This window comes from Kordia algicida OT-1, assembly GCF_000154725.1.
GTDB lineage: Bacteria > Bacteroidota > Bacteroidia > Flavobacteriales > Flavobacteriaceae > Kordia > Kordia algicida.
The window spans coordinates 3,127,950-3,148,088 of the sequence record NZ_DS544873.1 but is presented as its reverse complement, the minus strand read 5'-3'; the positions used below and the strand labels follow the sequence as shown (position 1 = coordinate 3,148,088).

Sequence of the window (20,139 nt, the reverse complement as noted above, 5' to 3'; positions counted from 1 at the left end):
CTTTTAGTTTATTTATAAATAATAATACTTTTTACAGATTTTATCTTGAAAATAGAATAATGATATTAGAAAAAACCTTGAATGTTTTTAATTGAGTGAAGCGATCTTGTATCTAAAAGCATTAGCGTTCTAAAAGTACAACGCGTCTAAATTTCTACGTAAACAATCCATACTTTTTACGACCAAAGTCTTAACAATCTAAGAAAAAACAATTGTTTATGGCAGTTCAGGATATTTCTACATATACGTATCAAAATACATTTTCACTCAGTGTCGTACAGTTTGAAAAAGCTTGTGTAGTTAACAAACCTGAGCAAGTAGATTCTTATACGATTTATTGGATAAAAGAAGGAAAAGGAACGTATCATATCGATTTTGAAGAATACACATTTGATGGAAATATTATCTTCTTTTTGTCGCCGGGACAGGTCTTTTCGGTAAGTTCTGAAAAAATTAAAGAAGCGTATAAACTATCGTTTCAACGTGATTTTTATTGCATTCAAACACATGACAAAGAAATTTCGTGTAATGGTGTATTGTTTAATAATGTGTACGATGCGCCTTTTGTGATTCCGAAATCAAAAGATGTACAACGTTTAAGTTTACTGTTAGAAGATTTGATTGAGGAGTTTAACAATGAAAACTCAGGACAGTACGATATGTTGCAAGCATATTTGAAACAATTTATCATTCATTCGGTACGTATAAAAACTGCTGATTTTGTAGTAAAAGAGGAAACAGAAACAAAACTTTACAAAGACTTCAGTGTTTTGGTAGAACAAAATTTCAAGAAAATGCATGCTGTTTCAGCGTATGCTGAACGTCTGGGAATTTCGCCAAAATCAATTTCCAAACACTTCCAAAAACTAGGGACAACGACACCAAGCGATTTTATAAAAAATAGAATCATCTTAGAAGCCAAACGACAATTGTTGTACTCCGAACAATCTGTTAAAGAAATCGCTTTTGACTTAGGATTTAACGATCCGGCATATTTTTCACGATTCTTTACCAAGGCCATTCAAAAATCACCTCTTTCTTTTAAAGCGGAATATAAAAAGTAGATTTTTTGTCATTCCTTTATAGACAGGAATATAGATACGCTTTGCTTTTAGATTATTAGAAATCTTAGAAACATCTTTACGATGAAAATGATGAAGCAATTTTTAAAGTAGTACTAATTTCTTTTTTCTAAAAAGTTTCAAAGAATACTCACAACCCACAACCCACAACCCACAACCCACAACCCACAACCCACAACCCAAAACCCAACACCCAAAACCTCTCTAGTTCAAAAAAACAGACTTCAGTTTCCATAGAAATAACCATTTCAAGCCCAAAAACACATTAAAAAAATCTAAAAATCTAGCAATCTAACTGTCTAAATCCCATTTGTCCAACGCTTAGGAACTTTTGTCCATTTCTTGGCATGTCTTTCTGCCGCATCTTTGCATTGTAATTAATACTTCGCAACCAATTATTAAAATCTATCACATTGAGCGGAGTCGAAATAAAAAATAGAATTATGAAAGACATACAAAATACCAATTGCCCTAATTGTTGGGGATATCAAGAGTACGACGAGCAATATCCAGAAAGACAAATCTGCGAATGCAAAAATTAAAACATCAGAATTAATAATAAAAACAGATTCCTGCCTTCGCAGGAATGACAAACAAGGAAAAACAAAATTATGAGCACACGAATTGAAACATTAAACCCAGAAACAACAACAGGAAAATCAAAAGAATTATTTGACGCCGTTCAAAAGAAATTAGGATTTATTCCAAACCTTATCAAAGTATTTGGAAATTCTCCAGCAACTTTACAAACGTATTTGAGTTTGGGAGAATTGACAGGAAGTGGAAACTTTAGCAACAAATTCAGAGAACAATTAGCCTTAGCAATCGCGGAAGAAAATTCATGTAACTATTGCTTATCTGCACATACTGCCATTGGAAAGATGAACGGATTAACAGAAGAACAAACGGAAGCAAGCAGACAAGGATTGGCAAATGACGCAAAAGTACAAGCAGGATTGCAATTTGCACAAAGCGTTACCAAAAATAGAGGACAAGTAACAGGAGAAGAAATTGCCGCTGTAAAAGCAGCAGGTTATGACGATGGAGCTATTTTAGAAATCGTTTTAAATGTAGTTTCAAACACCTTAACAAACTATGTAAATCATATTGCGGAAACTGAAATCGATTTCCCAAGTGTAGAAGCAGGAAAATTTTCGGTAACACAATAGCAATAACGTCATTCTGAACTCGATTCAGAATCTCACAAAAATAATTTGAATTTCCTGAGTTTTAGGAATAAGATTCAGGAATTCATTTCAACATACATAATCATAAACATACATTTTAAAAGAAATAAAAGATGAAAAAATTAATCGCAATTTTAGTAGTATTCGTAGGATTTTCAATCACTACACAAGCACAAAACAAAATGATGAAGAAAGACGTGAAAACGGTTTCTTTAGAACAAACAAAAGGTGAATTCACCCAAAAATCAATTACACTTTCTCCAGGAACGTACGTATTTGAAATCGCGAATACTGGCGTTGGACATGACGTAGGATTTGTATTAGCGCCAAAAGGAAAAACAGATGCTGCAAACCATATTAAAAACGCGTACGTAACGGAAGTTGTAAAAAATAATACAAGTGGACATTCTAAAGAAGTGACACTCAAAAAAGGGGAATATGTATATTTTTGCCCGCTAAATCCAACACCTCAATATACTTTAGTAGTAAAGTAACTACTATTTTTTTTCATGATTGATTGAATAAAGCACGCTGAAAATGCGTGCTTTTTTACTTTAATAAATTTCGGTAACAAGCTGAACGTCAAAACCATTCAGTTTTTTACGCACATTATCAATCTTTTCTTGCAGTGTCTTCGGATTAATTTTTAAGTCAGGAAAAATAGTCGCATCAGGTTTTACGGTAATTTTCGTATAATTCTTCTTTTCGTCGCTTCCGCAGATAGTTCTCGTTTCGGTTTCTCCTTCCTTAAAATGGAATTCCCCTTTTTGTCCGTTTGAATAGGTGAGTAATTTACACCATTCAGAAGCGGCGTTAATTCGTATCAATCCAACAGAGCCATTAAGACCAGATTGCAGATCATCTTTTTTTCGAAACGATACATAATTTGAAATCTCCAACAAAACAGCTTCTGCTTTCGTAATATCGCCTTCGTAACGATGATGCGTTTCTAGCGACATTCCTTTGTTAAATTCAACAGAAAAAATATCAGTATACAAGTTTACCGTAATAATTGTACTGTTTTGATCGATTGCATATTTAACAATTTCTAACGGAAGTGAATCAAGTTTTTTTTCCTCAAAGAGTTCGGTAAAATACCACTGCGGACGCATGCGAATGTGTTCGTATGGTTCAATAGGAATTAACGGTGCTGATAGCGAATATTCGACTTTTTTCTTCATAAAGAAAGATACAAAAAATAGGGTGATTTTTGAAACAATTTAGCTCCAAAAATCACCCGAAACTATGTCTAGTAAAGACTTAGTATCTAATTCATCAAATCTTCAATTTCATCAGCTTCAATAGGAATGTTGCGCATTAAGTTAAATGGTTCGCCAGTTTCTTGAATGACAACATCATCTTCCAAACGAATTCCAAAACCTTCTTCGGGAATGTAAATTCCTGGTTCTACGGTAAAAACCATATTCGCAGTCATTGGTTCGGTTAAAATTCCGTAATCGTGTGTGTCCAATCCGATATGATGTGACGTTCCGTGCATGAAGTATTTTTTATACGCTGGCCAATCTGGGTTTTCGTTTTGTACATCAGCTTTGTCAAGCAAACCTAAACCTAACAATTCGGAGGTCATGAGTTTTCCAACTTCTACGTGATAATCTGCCCAATCAGTTCCTGGAACCAACATTTTTGTAGCATCATCTTTCACGCGATTTACAGCGTTGTATACTGCTTTTTGACGTTCAGAAAAACGTCCAGACACAGGAATGGTACGCGTCATATCGCTTGAATAATTTGCATATTCTGCACCAACATCCATCAAAATTAAATCGCCCGCTTTACATTGTTGATTGTTTTCAATATAGTGTAATACATTCGCGTTGTTTCCAGCGGCTATAATTGGTGTGTAAGCAAACTTTTTTGAGCGATTTCGTAAAAATTCGTGCATCAATTCGGCTTCAATTTCATATTCCCAAACGCCAGGTTTTACAAAGTTGAGCAATCGGCGGAAGCCTTTTTCAGTAATATCACAGGCTTTTTGCATCAAATCTAACTCAATCGGATCTTTCACAGAACGCAAACGCTGTAAAATCGGATTGCTTTTTGCCACGCTGTGTGCAGGATATTTATCTTTTAACCATTTTGTAAAACGATCTTCACGCGTTTCGGTTTCTACATTCGCACGGTAATGTTCGTTGGTGTTGATGTACACGGTATCGCATTGCGTCATGATTTCAAACATGATTTTTTCCAAATCTTGCAACCAATACACGGTTTTTATTCCTGAAGTCTTCAATGCGGCTTCTTTGGTCAGTTTTTCACCTTCCCAAATAGCGATATGCTCGTTGGTTTCTTTTAAGAATAAAATTTCACGGTGTTTCTCTTTTGGAGCATCAGGAAATAATACTAAAATACTTTCCTCTTGATCTACACCACTTAAATAAAAGATGTCTCTGTGTTGCTCAAACGGCATGGTGCTGTCTGCGCTAATTGGGTAAATATCATTTGAATTAAACACTGCTAGACTACTTGGTTTCATCTGAGCCATGAAGTTTTTTCTATTCTTTATAAATAAATTGCGATCTATAGGATGGTATTTCATTTTTGATACTTTTTTATGTGTTTCTTCAAAAATAATCAAACAAAAAAGGAATGATGTAGCCAAATGGCGTTTTTTCAATTTGTAATTCTGAATTCATAATTCTGAATTGGTATCACATGTCACATCGAGTGAATTTGTGGAACAAATTTGTATCGAGATGTACTTTGATTTTACTAGCTATTCTCGATATAAATTTTCTTAATCCTATTGCGAAAAATCATTCGAATTGATAGTTTGTTATTTATTATTTAGTATAAAAATTTGTATTTCTACTGTATTCAATATAATTATCGATTAATACACAATCAATTTTCCTTTTTTAATCTTATTATTTGATCGGATATTGTACATGTAAATTCCAGCACTTAAATTCCATTGTTGTGTTGGAATCGCTTTGTTGGTTTGTGTAAAAATAGTTCCAATTAATTTTCCTTGAAGGTTATATAATGAAAATTTAATGTCTTCGTTTTTGGTGCTTTTTACAAAAACGGCATTGTTACTTTTTACAGGATTTGGGTAGAAAGTAATTGCTTCTGAGGCAACTTCTCCAACACTTAACGTTCTCCCCAAATTGATATTGTCAACATACAACGCTTGTCCGTATGCATTCACATTTCTGAACTTTATTTGTACATTTTCATTGCCAATAAAGCTTGTCAAATCAATAGATTCTTCTCGCCATTGTGTGGCCGTAGGTACAAACTGTGCTGTCGTATTTGGTGCGGTCGCTAACACACTTCCGTATTTGCTGTATACGTTTGTCCATGTCATTCCGCAATCGGTAGAAACTTCTACTTCCAAACCATCTTCATACGCACTTGAATATAACGCATACGCTACATCAAATGTAAGTGTAGCATCTGCAGCATCTGTGTTGAGCATATTGAGAGGAGCAATGATATCGCAATGTGTTCCCACTTGAGAAATCACATAATTATTAACAAACATCGAATTGGTACTTTGCCCAAAACCACCAACGGTATTTTCATAACTCCACGTATAGTTTCCTGTAGATTCTTGTCGCCAACCATCTGGAACAAACGCAACTTCAAAATCTTCTTCTAATGCAGTATTTGTTAATGCTTCCACAGAAATTGTCATCGAATCGCTAGACGAAACACCAGCTTCATTTGTTACAGTTAGTGTTACTAAATGATCTCCTGTACTATTGAAAGTCACTTGCGGATTTCGTAAAGAAGATGTCGCAATATTAGCATTTTCAAACGTCCATGCCCACGTTGCGTTGGTGTGATTCAGCATAGAAAAATCATCAAAATAAAAAATATCTCCTGCGCAAGTTGCCGTTAATTTATCTACCATAATTTTTGCGACAGGTCGCGAAGGTGCTTCAAACAAACTGCTTTCCCAAACTCCTTTTCCATAACTTGCCAAACGAATTTTTCCATCTCTATAAAACGGACGTAAGTCGTTTGCACTAATCGTTGCAGGTAAATTGTTATTATCTAAAGTCCATGAAGACATCGAATTATTTTTATAATAAACAGACATTCCTGTAGCAATATACACGCCACCATCTGTTCCGCCAATTGTTGTTAAAACTTGAATATTTTGTCCGTCTAAATTGCTAGAGGTTTCATTACTCCACGTTGTTCCACCATCAACACTTTTATATACTTTATTTCCATTATTTCCGCGTGGAAAAGCCATCCAAATTGTTTGATCGTTCTCAGGGTCAAGACTAATTAATGCTAATGTTGTATTTACATTTGGCAGTGTAATAATGCTCGTTGTTGCCCAATCATCAGTAGTTTTTACCAAATACGGTGTTGCAGAATTCGTTCGTACTACAATATACATGGTATCTGTATTGGTGCGTGAAATTTCAATACCTAATACCGTACTATTTGCAGGAGCTGTATAAACTGCATCATAACTTGCGCCAGCATCTACACTTTTAAATAACTGATTGTCGTTTCCTAAATACACATGATTGTAGCAATCTGGATGAAATTCCATTTCAGACGATTGTGCAAACCAAGGTTCTTCTGTTGGTGCTAATCCCATAGAAGCATTTACGATTGCTCCACTGAGTGTATTTGGAATAAATCGGCTTCCAATATTGGTTGAATATATTTGTTCGGTTCCCGGATTTACATAACCAGAAGCAGGTTCGCCACCGCCTAAATCGAGAAAGACTCCAAAAGGAAATCCTTCTGAGTAGACATCAACACCATTGTGAAATGTTCCCCCAACTAATAAATCACGATTCCAACCAGAGCCAAATCCCCAAAAATCCGTTCCGTGTACGCCATTCATTTTAAATTCTGGTTGTGAGGCAAATAAGTCATTCGATTTAAAAACACCGCCATCAGTTGTTGCCCAATATTCATTTCCAAACGATCTAAAATCTTGCATATCAACATGCATCGGATTATATGTTCCGCAACCATAATTATAAATACAAGTAAACGTTTGTCCGCCATCGTTAGATCGCCACATTCCAATTCCACCAACCAACACCTGATTGGCATCTGTATTGGATGCGGTTGCAGCACAGTTATAAAATCCTTGATTAAAACCTGTGGCAGAAGTATCTGAGTTTAATAAATTTGGATGTGTTGCTGTGTAAGGTGCGCCATCATAACCCATCGTGTTTGTCCAAGAAACGCCAGCATCATCACTTCGATATACACCAATAAAACCATTATCGCCAGCTTTGGAGTCTCCAATTAAAAAGGCATACACTTTGTTCGCATCAGCTTCACTTACTGCCAATCTTGCACCAACAACGCTTCTATTTGGATCGGTAGAATTGTACCAACCTGTTGTTTGTGCAATCCATACCACTCCACCATCGGTAGATTTTAAAAATTGATGAGTATTTGTTGCCGTGTTGCGCCGTACAACATATAATGTATTTGGATTTCCGGGTTGCGGTTTTAAGTCAAAACATTCGTTTACAATCACTCTTGTCCAAGTTGTTCCACCATTTATAGTTCTGTGAACACCTGCTTTTCCTGCCAAAAATACGATATCAGGATTTGTTGGATTGATAAATATTTCTGCGGGATTTTCGATATAACCAGATAAGGCAATATTACTATCAAAAACGACTGTCCAAGAAACACCGCCATCTGTAGTTTTAAAAACTTCACTTCCCGAACCTGCATATACAATATCAGGATTCGTAGGATGAACCGCCATTGCTCGCACACCACCATTTGCAATCACAGCTTGCGGAGCTAACGTTGTTACTAAAGTTTTGGAAGCGTTTGTCCAAGTATCGCCACCATTTACTGTTTTGTATATTTCTCCAGACTCGGTACCGCAATACAAAGTGTTTGGGACATTTAAACATTGCGCAATGCAATACACATTGGTTTGTGCGCCACTTAAAATGGTTCCGCCAGGACGGTAACTTTCATAAGGACCAATAGGCGACCAATTGCCCATTTCTGGATTGCTATTTTGAGAATTTTTTAGCGTTCGTGCCGCTTCAATAGCTGCTAATTTTTTTGAGTGATCGTAAAAACCTTCCGCATTTAAAAAAGGATTGATTGCTCTGCGCCACCTTTTGTAATATTGTGTGTGAAATGATTTTACATATGGATTTGTTTTATAATACGAAGCATACAAATCATCAACGGTATTCACATTTGGGTTTTCACTGTACATGAGTTTTGCCCAAGAAGGCGCTTCTTTGTAAAGTTGGTTTGAAATGTCTGGTTTTGGAGATTGTTGGGAATATCCAACAATTGTACATAGTAATACAAATAGTAGTAATGTTTTTTTCATAGCGAACATTTTGTCTGGTAATACAATAAAATCGAGGCAAAAAGTTGCGATCCGTTGTAGTAAATGCAAAGAATCGTTTGTAAAAATATGGAATTCAGATAGTTTTAATGGTAAGATTGTCAATTTATTATCAAAGATTGAGCAGTTTAAAACACTGAACACTGAACACTGAACACTGAACACTGAACACTGAACACTGAACACTGAACATTGAACACTGAACATTGAACACTGAACATTGAACATTGAACATTGAACATTGAACATTGAAATTTAAAATGTAAAAGTAATTTCAAACACCAAAACTCTACAAAACAATATTCTTTCGAATGCGACTCATGTGTCGTGATGAAATTCCTAAAAACGAAGCCAAATAATGCAAGGGAACTTCTTTGAGTAATTTTGGTTCGTTAACAAGAAGTTTTTTATAGCGTTCTTCAGGAGTTAAAGTCAACAAATCAATGCGGTAATCGTCAATTCTGTAGATTTGATTTTCTATTAAATTATAATAAAAACGGTGAAAAGCTTCGTTCCTTTCTAGTAATTTTTGAAAGTTTTTTTGATCGATTACAAACAAATCACAATCACTGATCGCTTTAATATTTTTGCGTGATGGAATTTGATGCCTGAAGCTTTTTAATGCCGCTGTGGCGGAATTTTTCAAGGCGAGATAGGTTGTTTTTTCTTCACCTTCAACCAAAATACTATGTTGTAAAATGCCACTTTCAATAAAGCAGAAATATGGACAAATTTTGCCTTCTTCCACAAACAGCGCATTCTTTTGTAAATGCAAATAGTTGAATGCTTCCAAAATCAAGGGAATCTCATCATACAAAGAAACATCCTTGATGAAGTTTTTCAAATACAATTCCAAATTTGTGGTGGTAATAGTCATAAATTCGATAGAAAGTAATAGGATAAAAATACAAACAATTTTAAGTTTGTAATGATATTTTTTTATGAAGAATTAAAAATTGATTGTTACAAACGCTGAAAAATCAATAACTATTGTTAAAAAAACGAGCAAAATTTTGCCAAGTTTGCAACATTAAGTACTTTGAAACTTTAAATAAACCCAACCATGAAACCTAAAATCTTACTCTCTACAGTATTCCTTTTTCTAATTCAAATTAGCATCGCGCAAAGCAATCCGACACCGGCTGCAAAAGTGCAAAATGCACTAAAAGAAAAAGCGAAACTTACCAAAAATTCTACCGTAAAAAACATTGAATTTACCAACATTGGACCCACAATTATGAGTGGTCGTGTGGTCGATTTGGACGTAAACCCAAACAATACTACCGAATTTTATGTTGCCTATGCTTCTGGTGGATTGTGGTACACAAAAAATAACGGAACCACGTTTGAACCTGTTTTAGACAGTTCGCCAACACAAAATATTGGTGATATTGCTGTCGATTGGAATTCGAAAACTATTTGGGTCGGAACAGGAGAAAATAATTCTTCGCGCTCGTCGTATGCAGGAATCGGAATCCTAAAAAGTACCGACAACGGGAAAAATTGGACAAATATGGGATTGCTAGATTCGCATCATATCAGTAGAATCTTAATCAATCCAAACAATGGAAATGAAGTTGTTGTGGCAGTTTTAGGGCATTTGTATTCGCCAAACGCTGAACGCGGAATTTTCAAAACGACTGATGGCGGAAAAACGTGGAACAAAACGTTGTTTGTTAACAATGATACGGGAATTGTAGATTTGGCTGTTTCGCCAAACAATTTCAATGTACAATATGCTTCTTCTTGGGAGCGCGATCGTAAAGCTTGGAATTTTGTTGGAAGCGGTGAAAATTCAGCAATCTATAAAAGTACAGATGCAGGAAATACTTGGAGCAAAATAAGTGATAAGTCAGGTTTTCCAGAAGGTGAAGGCGTTGGACGAATTGGATTGGCAGTGTACAACGATGAAACAGTATATGCATTTCACGACAGTCAATTTAGGCGAGAAGCCAAAGAAAAAGAAAAAAGTGATTCTAAAGCATTGACAAAAGATGATTTTAAAACGATGTCTTCAGCAACATTTTTAAACCTTACCGATAAAAAATTAAATACCTACTTGAAAATGAACGGTTTTCAAGAAAAGTACAGAGCAGAAAATGTAAAACAATTGGTGCGTGCAGGAACGATAAAACCTGAAGACTTAGCAAAGTATCTAGAAAATGCAAACTCATTATTATTTGACACGCCTGTAATTGGCGCACAAATTTTTAAAACAACTAATGGAGGAAAATCATGGAAAAAAACGCACGACGACTATTTGGATGATGTTGTGTATTCGTATGGTTATTACTTCGGAATGATTCGCGTAAGTCCAAAAAATCAAGATCAAATTTACATTGCAGGAGTTCCAATTTTGCGTTCGCAAGATGGTGGAAAAACATTCAAATCGATCAATGGACAAAATGTACACGTAGATCATCATGCGCTTTGGGTAAATCCAAAAAATCCGAATCATTTAATTAACGGAAATGATGGTGGTGTGAATATTTCGTATGATAATGGCGATAATTGGATTAAGTGTAATACGCCTGCAGTTGGACAGTTTTACGCAATTTATGCAGACGAACAAACGCCTTACAAAGTGTATGGCGGATTGCAAGACAATGGTGTTTGGGTTGGTCCAAATAACTACGAAGCTTCGGTAAAATGGCATGAAGAAGGTCAATATCCGTACAAGCGAATTATGGGCGGAGACGGAATGCAAGTACAAGTGGACAAACGTAATCCGAATATTGTATATACAGGTTATCAGTTTGGAAATTACTTCCGAATTGATCGTGTAAGTGGTACACAACAGTATATTCAGCCAAAACATGAATTAGGTGAATCGCCTTACAGATTCAATTGGCAAACACCAATTCAGCTATCGGTTCACAATCAAGATATTTTATATTTAGGAGGAAATAAACTGCACAGATCGCTTAACCAAGGAACAGATTGGGAAACCATTTCTGACGACTTAACGAAAGGCGGAAAAAAAGGAAATGTCGCATACGGAACCTTGACAAGTATTTCAGAATCACCTTTTCAATTCGGATTGATTTATGTGGGAAGCGACGATGGATTGATTCATGTAACAAAAAATGGTGGTGCCCAATGGCAAAATATCTCTAACGGATTACCAAAAGATTTATGGGTGACACGTGTGATTGCTTCTGCTCACAAAAAAGAACGTGTTTATATCACTTTAAACGGCTATCGTTGGGACGATTTTACCAGTTATGTATACATGTCTGACGATTATGGGCAAACATGGACAAATATTGGAAATGCTGTGCCAGATTCGCCAGTAAATGTCATCAAGGAAGATCCTGTAAATGAAAATGTATTGTATCTTGGTACAGACAATGGCGCCTATGCTTCTTTGGATATGGGAAAAACATGGCAACCTTTTCAAAACGGACTACCAAATGTTGCTGTACATGATATCGTAGTGCAAAAAAGGGCAAAAGACTTATTGATAGGAACGCACGGAAGATCTATTTACAAGGCAAACATTGAAGTTTTGCAAAAAGCGGATAAGACTGTTAAAGATAAAAACGTGTATGTTTTCCCGACGAAAAGTGTCCGGCACAGATCGTCTTGGGGAGCAACATGGAGCAAATGGTTAACGCCAAATGTTCCAGAAAAAAGTATCAACTTTTACGTGAAAAAAGGAGGAACTTACGAAGTAAGTATTTCTCTTGAGGATGATACGAAATTGATGACTTACGAAATTGATGCTGATGCAGGATTCAATACTTGGATTTACGATTTAAGTCTTACGGCAAAAGCACGAAAAAAATATTTAAAAAAATCGGAGGACGACGTGGAAATTCCGAAGAAGAAAAATGGTATGTATTATTTGCCAAAAGGAATGTATTCGGTTAAAATTTCTGGAAATGGCGGAAATGATTCTGTAAACCTAATTATTGAATAGTATTTTTTTAAAGTTTAGAAAATAAATGATTTTACACGTTACTTTTTAAACTTTTAAAACATGAAAAAACAAAAACTCTATTTCCTTTCGGGAACGATGTGTACACCACTTTTGTGGGAATCGGTTTGTGAAGATTTGATACAGTTTGAATGTATTTTTATAGACACAACTTTGGCAACTTCTTTTGATGAAATAGACGTTTTGTTAGAAACTACACTAGAGCAAAATGCCTTTGTCGTTGCCTTTTCGATGGGCGCGTATGCAGCAATGCATTTTGCAATTTCTTACCCAAAGCGAATTGAAAAAATGATTGTTATTGCGGCTTCAGCGAATGGATTGGATGCTAAAGAGTTGCAATTGCGAAAAAGTACGATCAACTTTCTAGAGCAACACAATTATAAAGGAATTGCTACAGCACGTGCTTTGCAGTTTTTACATCCAAAAAATCATCAAAATAACGAGTTAATTCAAGTCATTAAAGATATGGATGCCGAATTGGGAAAAGATGTTTTAGTTAGACAACTTAAAGCAACTTCGCAACGTGTCGATTTAACCCAAAAACTACCAAAAATACAAACTCGAATTCACGTGATTGCTTCCAAAGAAGATGCGTTAGTCAATATTAATGACGTAAAAAACACACAGCAACAACTTTCAAAAGCAACCATTACGATCTTAAAAAACTGCGGACATATGATTCCGTTGGAAATGCCAGATTTAGTGAGAGAAAGTATTGTTCGATTCTTTTAGGTTTGAATTATTTATGGAGTAATCTCACCGTTTTACAACATGTAAATACAGAATGTTCTGTAACAAATAAAAAAATTGGTTGTCTATTACATAGTATCAATCATCAAAACAGAACAGAATGAACTCAAAATTACTACTATTTTTAGCGTTAGCAATTTTTACAACTTCATGTATTTCTATCAGAGCAAAATCCAAACGAACTATTGTTGCCAAAGAACAATATGTTCCAGTAGATCAAGAATTATATAACACTATTGTTGCGTTGGACAAACGATTTTTTGACGCCTATAATACTTGTGATTTAGAAACGCAAGCGGAACTTATTTCAGAAGATATTGAGTTTTTTCATGACAAAGGCGGATTGGCAACTTCCAAAACTCAAATTATGGAAGCTATGAAAAATAATATTTGTGATAAAGTGACACGCACGTTAATTGAAGGAAGTGTGGAAGTATATCCGATTGCAGGTTATGGCGCAGTTCAAATGGGCGAACACAAATTCTTTAATAAGTTAGAACCGACAGCAAAATCGATTCCGAGTAAGTTTGTTACAATCTGGAAAAACGATAACGGAAATTGGAAAATGACACGTATTGTGAGTACGCATAAGAATTAGTAGCGTCATCTTAACTTGATTCAAGATCGTACAAAAAGTTGTTTAAGAAAAACTATATTCTTTACGGAAAACCTCATTGCTTGGTTGTCATCTTTATCTTAACTTTAGAGTTGTAGAAAATGACTTTAAAATATGAGCGAATTCGGAGAATCAGTACTTGACAACTTAATTTTACCTATCGTAAAAGATATAGCTTTACCAAAAATACAAGCATTATTCAGAAAGTATGAAATTAAAAATATAAAGGAAAATGGTGTTGAAGAACAGTTGCAAGACTACTTAGAAAGAAGATATACAAAGTTTTTAACAATAGATACTTTGGTGTTTGCAAATAAGCAAACACTATTAGAAGTTTTATATCAACCATTAACTATAAGTTGTCGTGAGGGAATTACAAACGAGGAGATTCATATAAAGATAGACAGTTATCCAGAAAATTTACTCCCAAACTTCGCTAGAGTAATTATCGAAGATGCCGCAGGAATGGGAAAATCAACCATTACCAAAAAACTATTTCAGTCTATCATTCAAGAAAAAGCAGGAATTCCAGTCTTGATCGAATTGAGTCAAATTAAGAAGAAAAACAGTATTTTAAAAGAAATACAAAATCAAATGTCTTCGATTGGAAAGAAAATCAATCAGGATGTTATTCTAAAATTGATTAACGAAGGCGATTTTATATTTCTATTTGATGGTTTTGATGAAATAGCGTTGAATGATAGAGATTTCACGATAAAAGAATTACACAGTTTCATAGAAAAAGCTGGAGATAATTACTTCTTAATTACATCACGACCTGAAACTTCATTGGCTTCTTTTGGAGGTTTTCAAAAGTTCCATGTGAATTCTTTAAAGAATGAAGAAGCGTATGAGTTATTAGAAAAATACGATACCTATGGTCATCATAAAATAGCAGAAAGCTTAATTGAAAAGTTAAAAGCAAGTGATGATTCATTACAGGAGTATTTAAGTAATCCTTTTTTAGTTTCCTTGTTGTATAAATCTTATTGAATACAAAAAAGACATTCCGGTAAAGAAAAGTCAATTTTATCAAAAAGTATATGATGCTTTGTTTGAAGCACACGACTTATCTAAAGAAGGCTATTTAAAACGGGAAAAGTATAGTAAACTCCATATTGATGACTTTGAACGTGTATTAAGATATTTGGGGTTTTTCACGTCTAAAGCAAATAAAATTGAATACGATAAAAACTCAATCATTCAGTTTATTGAGCAAGCTAAAAAACAAACTACTGATCTAGAATTTAAAGCTAGTGATTATTTAAAGGATTTATTAAACACGGTTCCTTTGTTTAAAAAAGAAGGGAATAATTATAAATGGGCACATAAATCATTACAAGATTATTTTGCAGCTAAGTTCATTTGGATAGATGCTAAAGAAAGTAGAATTGATATCCTAAAAAAGATTTTTCATGATGAAGGAAATCAACGTTTTTTTAACGTATTGTTGTTGTATTCTGAATTAGATCGGAAAGGTTTTGAGCATACTATTTTAAAATGGTTATTAATTGAATTTAAAAATTTCTCTAATAATAAGTATGAAGATTTTAAAAAGGAAAACGCTCTAATTAAAAATAGAATTACACTTCATTTTGCTGTTGAAGAATGTATTATATTAACATCTACAAAAAATGAGTATAAAAAATATGAATCAAATGAGACTAGTTTATCTAATATTTACAACAGACTTACTGAAAAATTTTCATTAGATGGAGATTCTGATAGTTTATCTTATTCTCTTTCGACTGAATCAAATATGATCTGTTTTGTATTAAAAAATTATTTTAAACCTTATAAAACTATAATTGATTTACTAAGTACTTTGTATTCTAATCTTATTGATAGTGAGTATATTGCGGAAAATGTCGGTCATTTAGAAAATTTGAAAGAAAATTTTAAGTATGAGTTGAATGATAATGTTGAAAATGAACTAAATACTACAGAAAATTTTACCGTTACAAATACTTTAATGGAGGTTTTGAGCCTCACATTAGATGTAAATAGATTAAATTATGGCAGGGCTTTAGCAAAACTAAAACAACTTGAAAAAAACAATTCCGAAAAAGAGAAAAATGAATTGCTAGATTGGTAAAGAAAAAAGATTTTAGTATTGCATTTCGACTACGCTCAATGTAAAAGTATTGAGAATTTTTCAAAGAAAACTTTTGCTAGTACAGAAACAGATTGCCACGTCGCAAACTCCTCGCACAGACGTATCTAACATGTATTACTTTAAAGTACTTCTCGATACATTTTTTCTTAATTTTATTACGAAAAATCACTCGAAGTGACGTTTGAAAATTTCAAGAATTAGAAGGTTTAAAAGCCATATCGAAACAAAGAGAAAAGTCTAAAAGCGCTAAAGCGCGTTCTAAAAGCAAAGCGTTCTAAAAGCGGCGATCTAACAATGAAGAGGTCTAAAAGCAAAGCGAACCTAACAACCAACATGAAACAACGCATCTCCGTAATTTACCACTGCTTGATTGTTGATACAAAATACAAAACCATCATACGGCGCTTTGATTGCTTCGCAGTAATTGGCAAATGTATCAGTTACAAAACCTAAAACTGCTCCTTTTTTTATAGAACTTCCATTCAATATTTGCGGAACAAACATTCCTGCGGTTGGTGCGCGTAACCATTTGCGTTTGGTTAGCAATTCACTTTCTTCACGCTCAATCAACATTGGATCAATTTTGTCAATCATTCCAGCGTATTTCATCACATTCAAAATTCCTTGAATACCTTCCTTGATTGCATATTCATCAAATCGCATACTTTCGCCACCTTCATATACAATAATCGGAACCTTTTGATCGTATGCCGTTTTTCGGAATGATTTTGAAATCAGTGAAGTCGCAAAATAAAAAGGCGCATTAAACACTTTTGCTAAGTTTTCACTTTCAGGCATGCTTTCCGTGTAACGAATCTGTGGATGATTATTACGTTTTGCGCCGCCTGTATGCAAATCGATTCCAAAATCAATCTGTGGCAACACTTCATGCGTTACTTGATAGGCAATTCTCGCGGCAAGCGAACCATTTTTAACACCTGGAAAACTACGGTTGACATCCTTTCCGTCTGGCACTTGACGTGAAAAATGAATAAATCCAAAAATATTTAGCAAAGGCAATACAATCACAGCGCCACTTTTAATTTTATAACAGCCTTCAAATAGCATTCTGCGGATAATTTCCACACCATTTATTTCATCGCCATGCAAACCACCTTGCACCAACATTGTCGGTCCTGGTTTCGCTGCATTATATACATAAATAGGAATATCAATCAGCGTTCCTGTGGGCAAACGATCAATAGGAATCTGAATCCATTTTGCTTCGCCAGGCTTGACTTTTTTGCCATAAATAATAATCGTTTTATTTTCTGAATCTCCGAACATTCTTTTCTAAATATTTAATAATCTCACCTGCAATATTCACTTTCGTATGATTTTCAATGCCTTCTAAACCTGCAGAAGAATTGGCTTCAATCACCAAAGGTCCACGTTTTGAACGAATAATATCTACGCCACACACAGGCAATCCGAGTACTTTAGACGTGTGAATGGCGATTTTCTTTTCATATTCTGTCAGCGTTACCGATTCCGTTTTTCCTCCACGATGTACATTGCTTCTAAAATCTTCTTCATCGCTACTACGCATCATCGACGCTACAATTTTATTTCCCACAATATACACGCGAATATCTTGTCCGTTTGCTTCCTCAATAAACTCTTGCAGAATGATATTTACATTCATATTGTACAGCGATTCAATAATAGACTTTGCTGATTTTTTACTCTCGGCAATCATGACGCCCAAACCTTGTGTTCCTTCTTGAAGCTTTATAATAATTGGTGCGCCACCAAGCAATTTGATATGTTCTTTAATATTGGAAGTATCTTTGGCAAACAAAGTTTTCGGAATTGGAATGCGTTTTCGAGCCAAAATTTGCATCGTACGCAGTTTATTTCTCGAACGAATAATTCCTAAAGATTTAGCAGTTGTAAAAGCGCCATTCATTTCAAACTGTTTTACAATAGCCGCACCGTGTCGTGTAACGGAAGTTCCAATACGCGGAATAATAGCATGTACGCCATCCGTAATATTTTCAGGTCCTAAATAAATTTGTGGTCTCTTTTCTTCGCCAAGAACGACAGCGCATCGAGTGTGATCGACGACACGAACATTATGTCCTTTTTTTACAGCTTCATGATACAATCTATTCGTAGAATAAATTCGAGAATTGATAGAAAGAATATAAATATTCATGAGTTGGTGAAATCGAATAAGATTTTCTAAAAATAAGTAAACTTTCTTATTAAAAAAGACTCGTTCAATAAAAAACGATAAATATTTAAAAACCAATGGTGTAAAAAATGTAATAAAGTTGACAAAGAAGCCGTTATTGTTGCGTATATTTTAGACTGAAAATTTTATTGACTGATGAAAAAAATCTCGTATTTCGCACTTGTATTTTGTACTTTATTTTTATCCTGTAATTCTAATGAAGACTGCTGTTTGCCCAATCCAAGTGAAGCAAATTTGATTATAAAGTTTAAGTTTGATGCTACACAAGAACGCCTAAATAATGTAGGTGAATCAGCTGTGATTCCTGCGGGAAATGCGGCACAATCACCCAATTTTGCTCGAATGAGTGCTAATTATATTGAATTTGCATCAAGCGCGAATACACTCTTGGGTAATGGCGAAATTGTATACAACGGAGCAGAAACTACGCAAGGTGGCGAAACGGCAATTGATTTTCAATCGGCTCAATTTGCAGGAAATGATGAGGTTTTTTTGACAATTCCCATAAGTGAAGTAGCTTCAGGAACGTACAATTGGGTTCGTGTTTCGTTGGCATATCAAGAAGGAAGCATCAATATTTTACAAAACGGAAATGACATTACAGGAACATTGGCAAGCTTTGTTGGTTATAACAATTACATTACCAATTTTGATATCAACGGAAGTACTTTCAACATTAATGAAAATAAATTGCAAGGATTTTGGGCGTTTGAGGCTTTAGGATTTACTACGCAAGGACAAGCACCAGCAGGAGCAACTACCGTACCAAATCCGTTATTTGACTCATCACCAGTACCACAAGGTTCATGTGTGGTTACAGGTCAATTTGCTAATGCATTTACTATTACAGGAGAAGAATTGCAAGACGTGGAAGTTACGCTTTCTTTTTCGGTAAACAATAGTTTTGAATGGACAGAAATTAACGCAGATGGCAAATACGAACCTGCCATTGGCGAACAGCCTGTTGATATGGGATTGCGCGGATTGATTCCTTTGGTTTCAAACTGAGCAAAACTATTACTAAAAAAAGACCATTACTTTCTGCAATCAAAAAGGTAAAGCTCGCAAACGTTGTAGAAAACTAAAAAAATAATATGTTTTTTGTAATTAAACTACTTAAATTCATTCTAAATAAACTTCAAAAGAACCGTTAAAACTTGTAGACATTCCGACTGAGCCGTATATTTGTGAAACAAATAATTAATCACAATTATAATGAGCGGAATTTTAAATTCTTCGATTGGAAGAAAGTTTGCGATGGCACTTTCAGCACTCTTCCTAATGGTTTTTATCCTACAACACTTTGCAATTAACATTCTTTCTGTATTCAGTCCAGAAGCTTTCAACGAAGCGTCACACTTTATGGGTACATTTTGGGCAGTACAATACTTATTGCAGCCAGTTTTAATTTTGGGAGTCATCTTTCACTTTGTGATGGGATTCGTTCTTGAAATAAAAAACAACAATGCACGAAAAGTGAGTTATGCCAAAAATAATGGAAGCGCAAATTCTACTTGGATGAGTAGAAACATGATTTGGAGTGGCGGTTTTATCCTTGTTTTCATAGTGATACACATGATTGACTTTTGGGTACATGAAATGAACGTAAAATATGTAGCAGGTGATATGACTGGATTAATTGATCCAACAGATCCAAATAGCGGATTTAGATACTATGAAGAATTGGTTGTAAAATTTGAACCAATTTGGAGAGTCGCTTTATACTGCGTAGGATTCGTCTTTTTATCATTACACTTATTACATGGTTTTGGTTCAGCCTTCCAATCTATTGGAGCAAACAACAAATACACGAAAGCATTAAAAGGTGTAAGTAAAGTATATTCTATTGGAATTCCAGCAGGATTTATTTTCATCGCTTTATTCCACCATTTTACAGGAACTCATTAAAATACTTATCAG

At 34.7% G+C, this 20,139-nt stretch carries 16 protein-coding genes; 10 read left to right on the top strand and 6 right to left on the bottom strand.

Features of this window, described 5'->3' with window-relative positions:
• Positions 1–218 precede the first annotated feature (218 nt).
• From KAOT1_RS13430 to KAOT1_RS13420, 3 genes are all read left to right on the top strand, one after another.
• Positions 219–1,064 carry a helix-turn-helix domain-containing protein gene (locus KAOT1_RS13430; RefSeq protein ID WP_007095370.1) on the top strand — a complete coding sequence of 282 codons (846 nt, stop codon included), beginning with the start codon at positions 219–221 and terminating at the stop codon, positions 1,062–1,064.
• A 629-nt stretch (positions 1,065–1,693) separates the two neighbouring features.
• Positions 1,694–2,251, top strand: a complete 558-nt coding sequence (locus KAOT1_RS13425) for a carboxymuconolactone decarboxylase family protein (RefSeq protein WP_007095369.1) — start codon at positions 1,694–1,696, stop codon at positions 2,249–2,251.
• 131 nt (positions 2,252–2,382) lie between these two features.
• The gene (locus tag KAOT1_RS13420) at positions 2,383–2,763 is read left to right on the top strand and encodes a plastocyanin/azurin family copper-binding protein (protein WP_007095368.1); all 381 of its coding nucleotides are present in this window, start codon (positions 2,383–2,385) and stop codon (positions 2,761–2,763) included.
• Between the two features lie 60 nt (positions 2,764–2,823).
• On the opposite strand, the gene KAOT1_RS13415 is transcribed toward KAOT1_RS13420, so the two are convergent.
• The 4 genes from KAOT1_RS13415 to KAOT1_RS13400 form a co-directional block, all read right to left on the bottom strand.
• Positions 2,824–3,450 carry an ATP-binding protein gene (locus KAOT1_RS13415; RefSeq protein WP_007095367.1) on the bottom strand — a complete coding sequence of 209 codons (627 nt, stop codon included), beginning with the start codon at positions 3,448–3,450 and terminating at the stop codon, positions 2,824–2,826.
• Positions 3,451–3,536: 86 nt separating this feature from the next.
• Positions 3,537–4,826 carry an aminopeptidase P family protein gene (locus KAOT1_RS13410; RefSeq protein ID WP_040560079.1) on the bottom strand — a complete coding sequence of 430 codons (1,290 nt, stop codon included), beginning with the start codon at positions 4,824–4,826 and terminating at the stop codon, positions 3,537–3,539.
• 294 nt (positions 4,827–5,120) lie between these two features.
• Entirely contained in the window at positions 5,121–8,582 is a 3,462-nt protein-coding gene (locus KAOT1_RS13405) for a T9SS type A sorting domain-containing protein (RefSeq protein WP_007095364.1), read from the bottom strand.
• A gap of 307 nt (positions 8,583–8,889) precedes the next feature.
• Positions 8,890–9,477 (bottom strand): Crp/Fnr family transcriptional regulator, encoded by a 588-nt coding sequence (locus KAOT1_RS13400; RefSeq protein ID WP_007095363.1) that lies wholly within the window; start codon positions 9,475–9,477, stop codon positions 8,890–8,892.
• A gap of 186 nt (positions 9,478–9,663) precedes the next feature.
• Between KAOT1_RS13400 and KAOT1_RS13395 the strand changes: the two genes are divergently transcribed.
• The 5 genes from KAOT1_RS13395 to KAOT1_RS13375 all read left to right on the top strand — a co-directional run bounded on the left by KAOT1_RS13395 (position 9,664) and on the right by KAOT1_RS13375 (position 16,001).
• The gene (locus tag KAOT1_RS13395; protein ID WP_007095362.1) at positions 9,664–12,522 is read left to right on the top strand and encodes a VPS10 domain-containing protein; all 2,859 of its coding nucleotides are present in this window, start codon (positions 9,664–9,666) and stop codon (positions 12,520–12,522) included.
• Between the two features lie 60 nt (positions 12,523–12,582).
• Entirely contained in the window at positions 12,583–13,272 is a 690-nt protein-coding gene (locus KAOT1_RS13390; protein WP_007095361.1) for an alpha/beta fold hydrolase, read from the top strand.
• A 118-nt stretch (positions 13,273–13,390) separates the two neighbouring features.
• The gene (locus tag KAOT1_RS13385) at positions 13,391–13,888 is read left to right on the top strand and encodes a nuclear transport factor 2 family protein (RefSeq protein ID WP_007095360.1); all 498 of its coding nucleotides are present in this window, start codon (positions 13,391–13,393) and stop codon (positions 13,886–13,888) included.
• Positions 13,889–14,020: 132 nt separating this feature from the next.
• A complete protein-coding gene (locus KAOT1_RS13380; RefSeq protein ID WP_007095359.1) occupies positions 14,021–14,899 on the top strand; it encodes an NACHT domain-containing protein in 879 nt (292 codons plus the stop codon).
• 58 nt (positions 14,900–14,957) lie between these two features.
• The gene (locus KAOT1_RS13375) at positions 14,958–16,001 is read left to right on the top strand and encodes an NACHT domain-containing protein (RefSeq protein ID WP_007095358.1); all 1,044 of its coding nucleotides are present in this window, start codon (positions 14,958–14,960) and stop codon (positions 15,999–16,001) included.
• A 342-nt stretch (positions 16,002–16,343) separates the two neighbouring features.
• On the opposite strand, the gene KAOT1_RS13370 is transcribed toward KAOT1_RS13375, so the two are convergent.
• Both KAOT1_RS13370 and KAOT1_RS13365 read right to left on the bottom strand, forming a co-directional pair.
• Entirely contained in the window at positions 16,344–17,309 is a 966-nt protein-coding gene (locus KAOT1_RS13370) for a succinylglutamate desuccinylase/aspartoacylase family protein (RefSeq protein WP_007095357.1), read from the bottom strand.
• On the bottom strand, positions 17,287–18,180 hold the full coding sequence (locus tag KAOT1_RS13365; protein WP_007095356.1) for a RimK family alpha-L-glutamate ligase: 894 nt from the start codon (positions 18,178–18,180) through the stop codon (positions 17,287–17,289). The genes KAOT1_RS13370 and KAOT1_RS13365 overlap by 23 nt, the downstream gene beginning before the upstream one ends.
• A 174-nt stretch (positions 18,181–18,354) precedes the next feature.
• Here KAOT1_RS13365 and KAOT1_RS13360 point away from each other — a divergent pair, with 174 nt between their 5' ends.
• Together KAOT1_RS13360 and KAOT1_RS13355 are read left to right on the top strand one after the other, a co-directional pair.
• A complete protein-coding gene (locus KAOT1_RS13360) occupies positions 18,355–19,227 on the top strand; it encodes a Rossmann-fold NAD(P)-binding domain-containing protein (RefSeq protein ID WP_007095355.1) in 873 nt (290 codons plus the stop codon).
• Between the two features lie 207 nt (positions 19,228–19,434).
• Entirely contained in the window at positions 19,435–20,127 is a 693-nt protein-coding gene (locus KAOT1_RS13355) for a succinate dehydrogenase cytochrome b subunit (protein WP_007095354.1), read from the top strand.
• Positions 20,128–20,139: the final 12 nt, after the last annotated feature.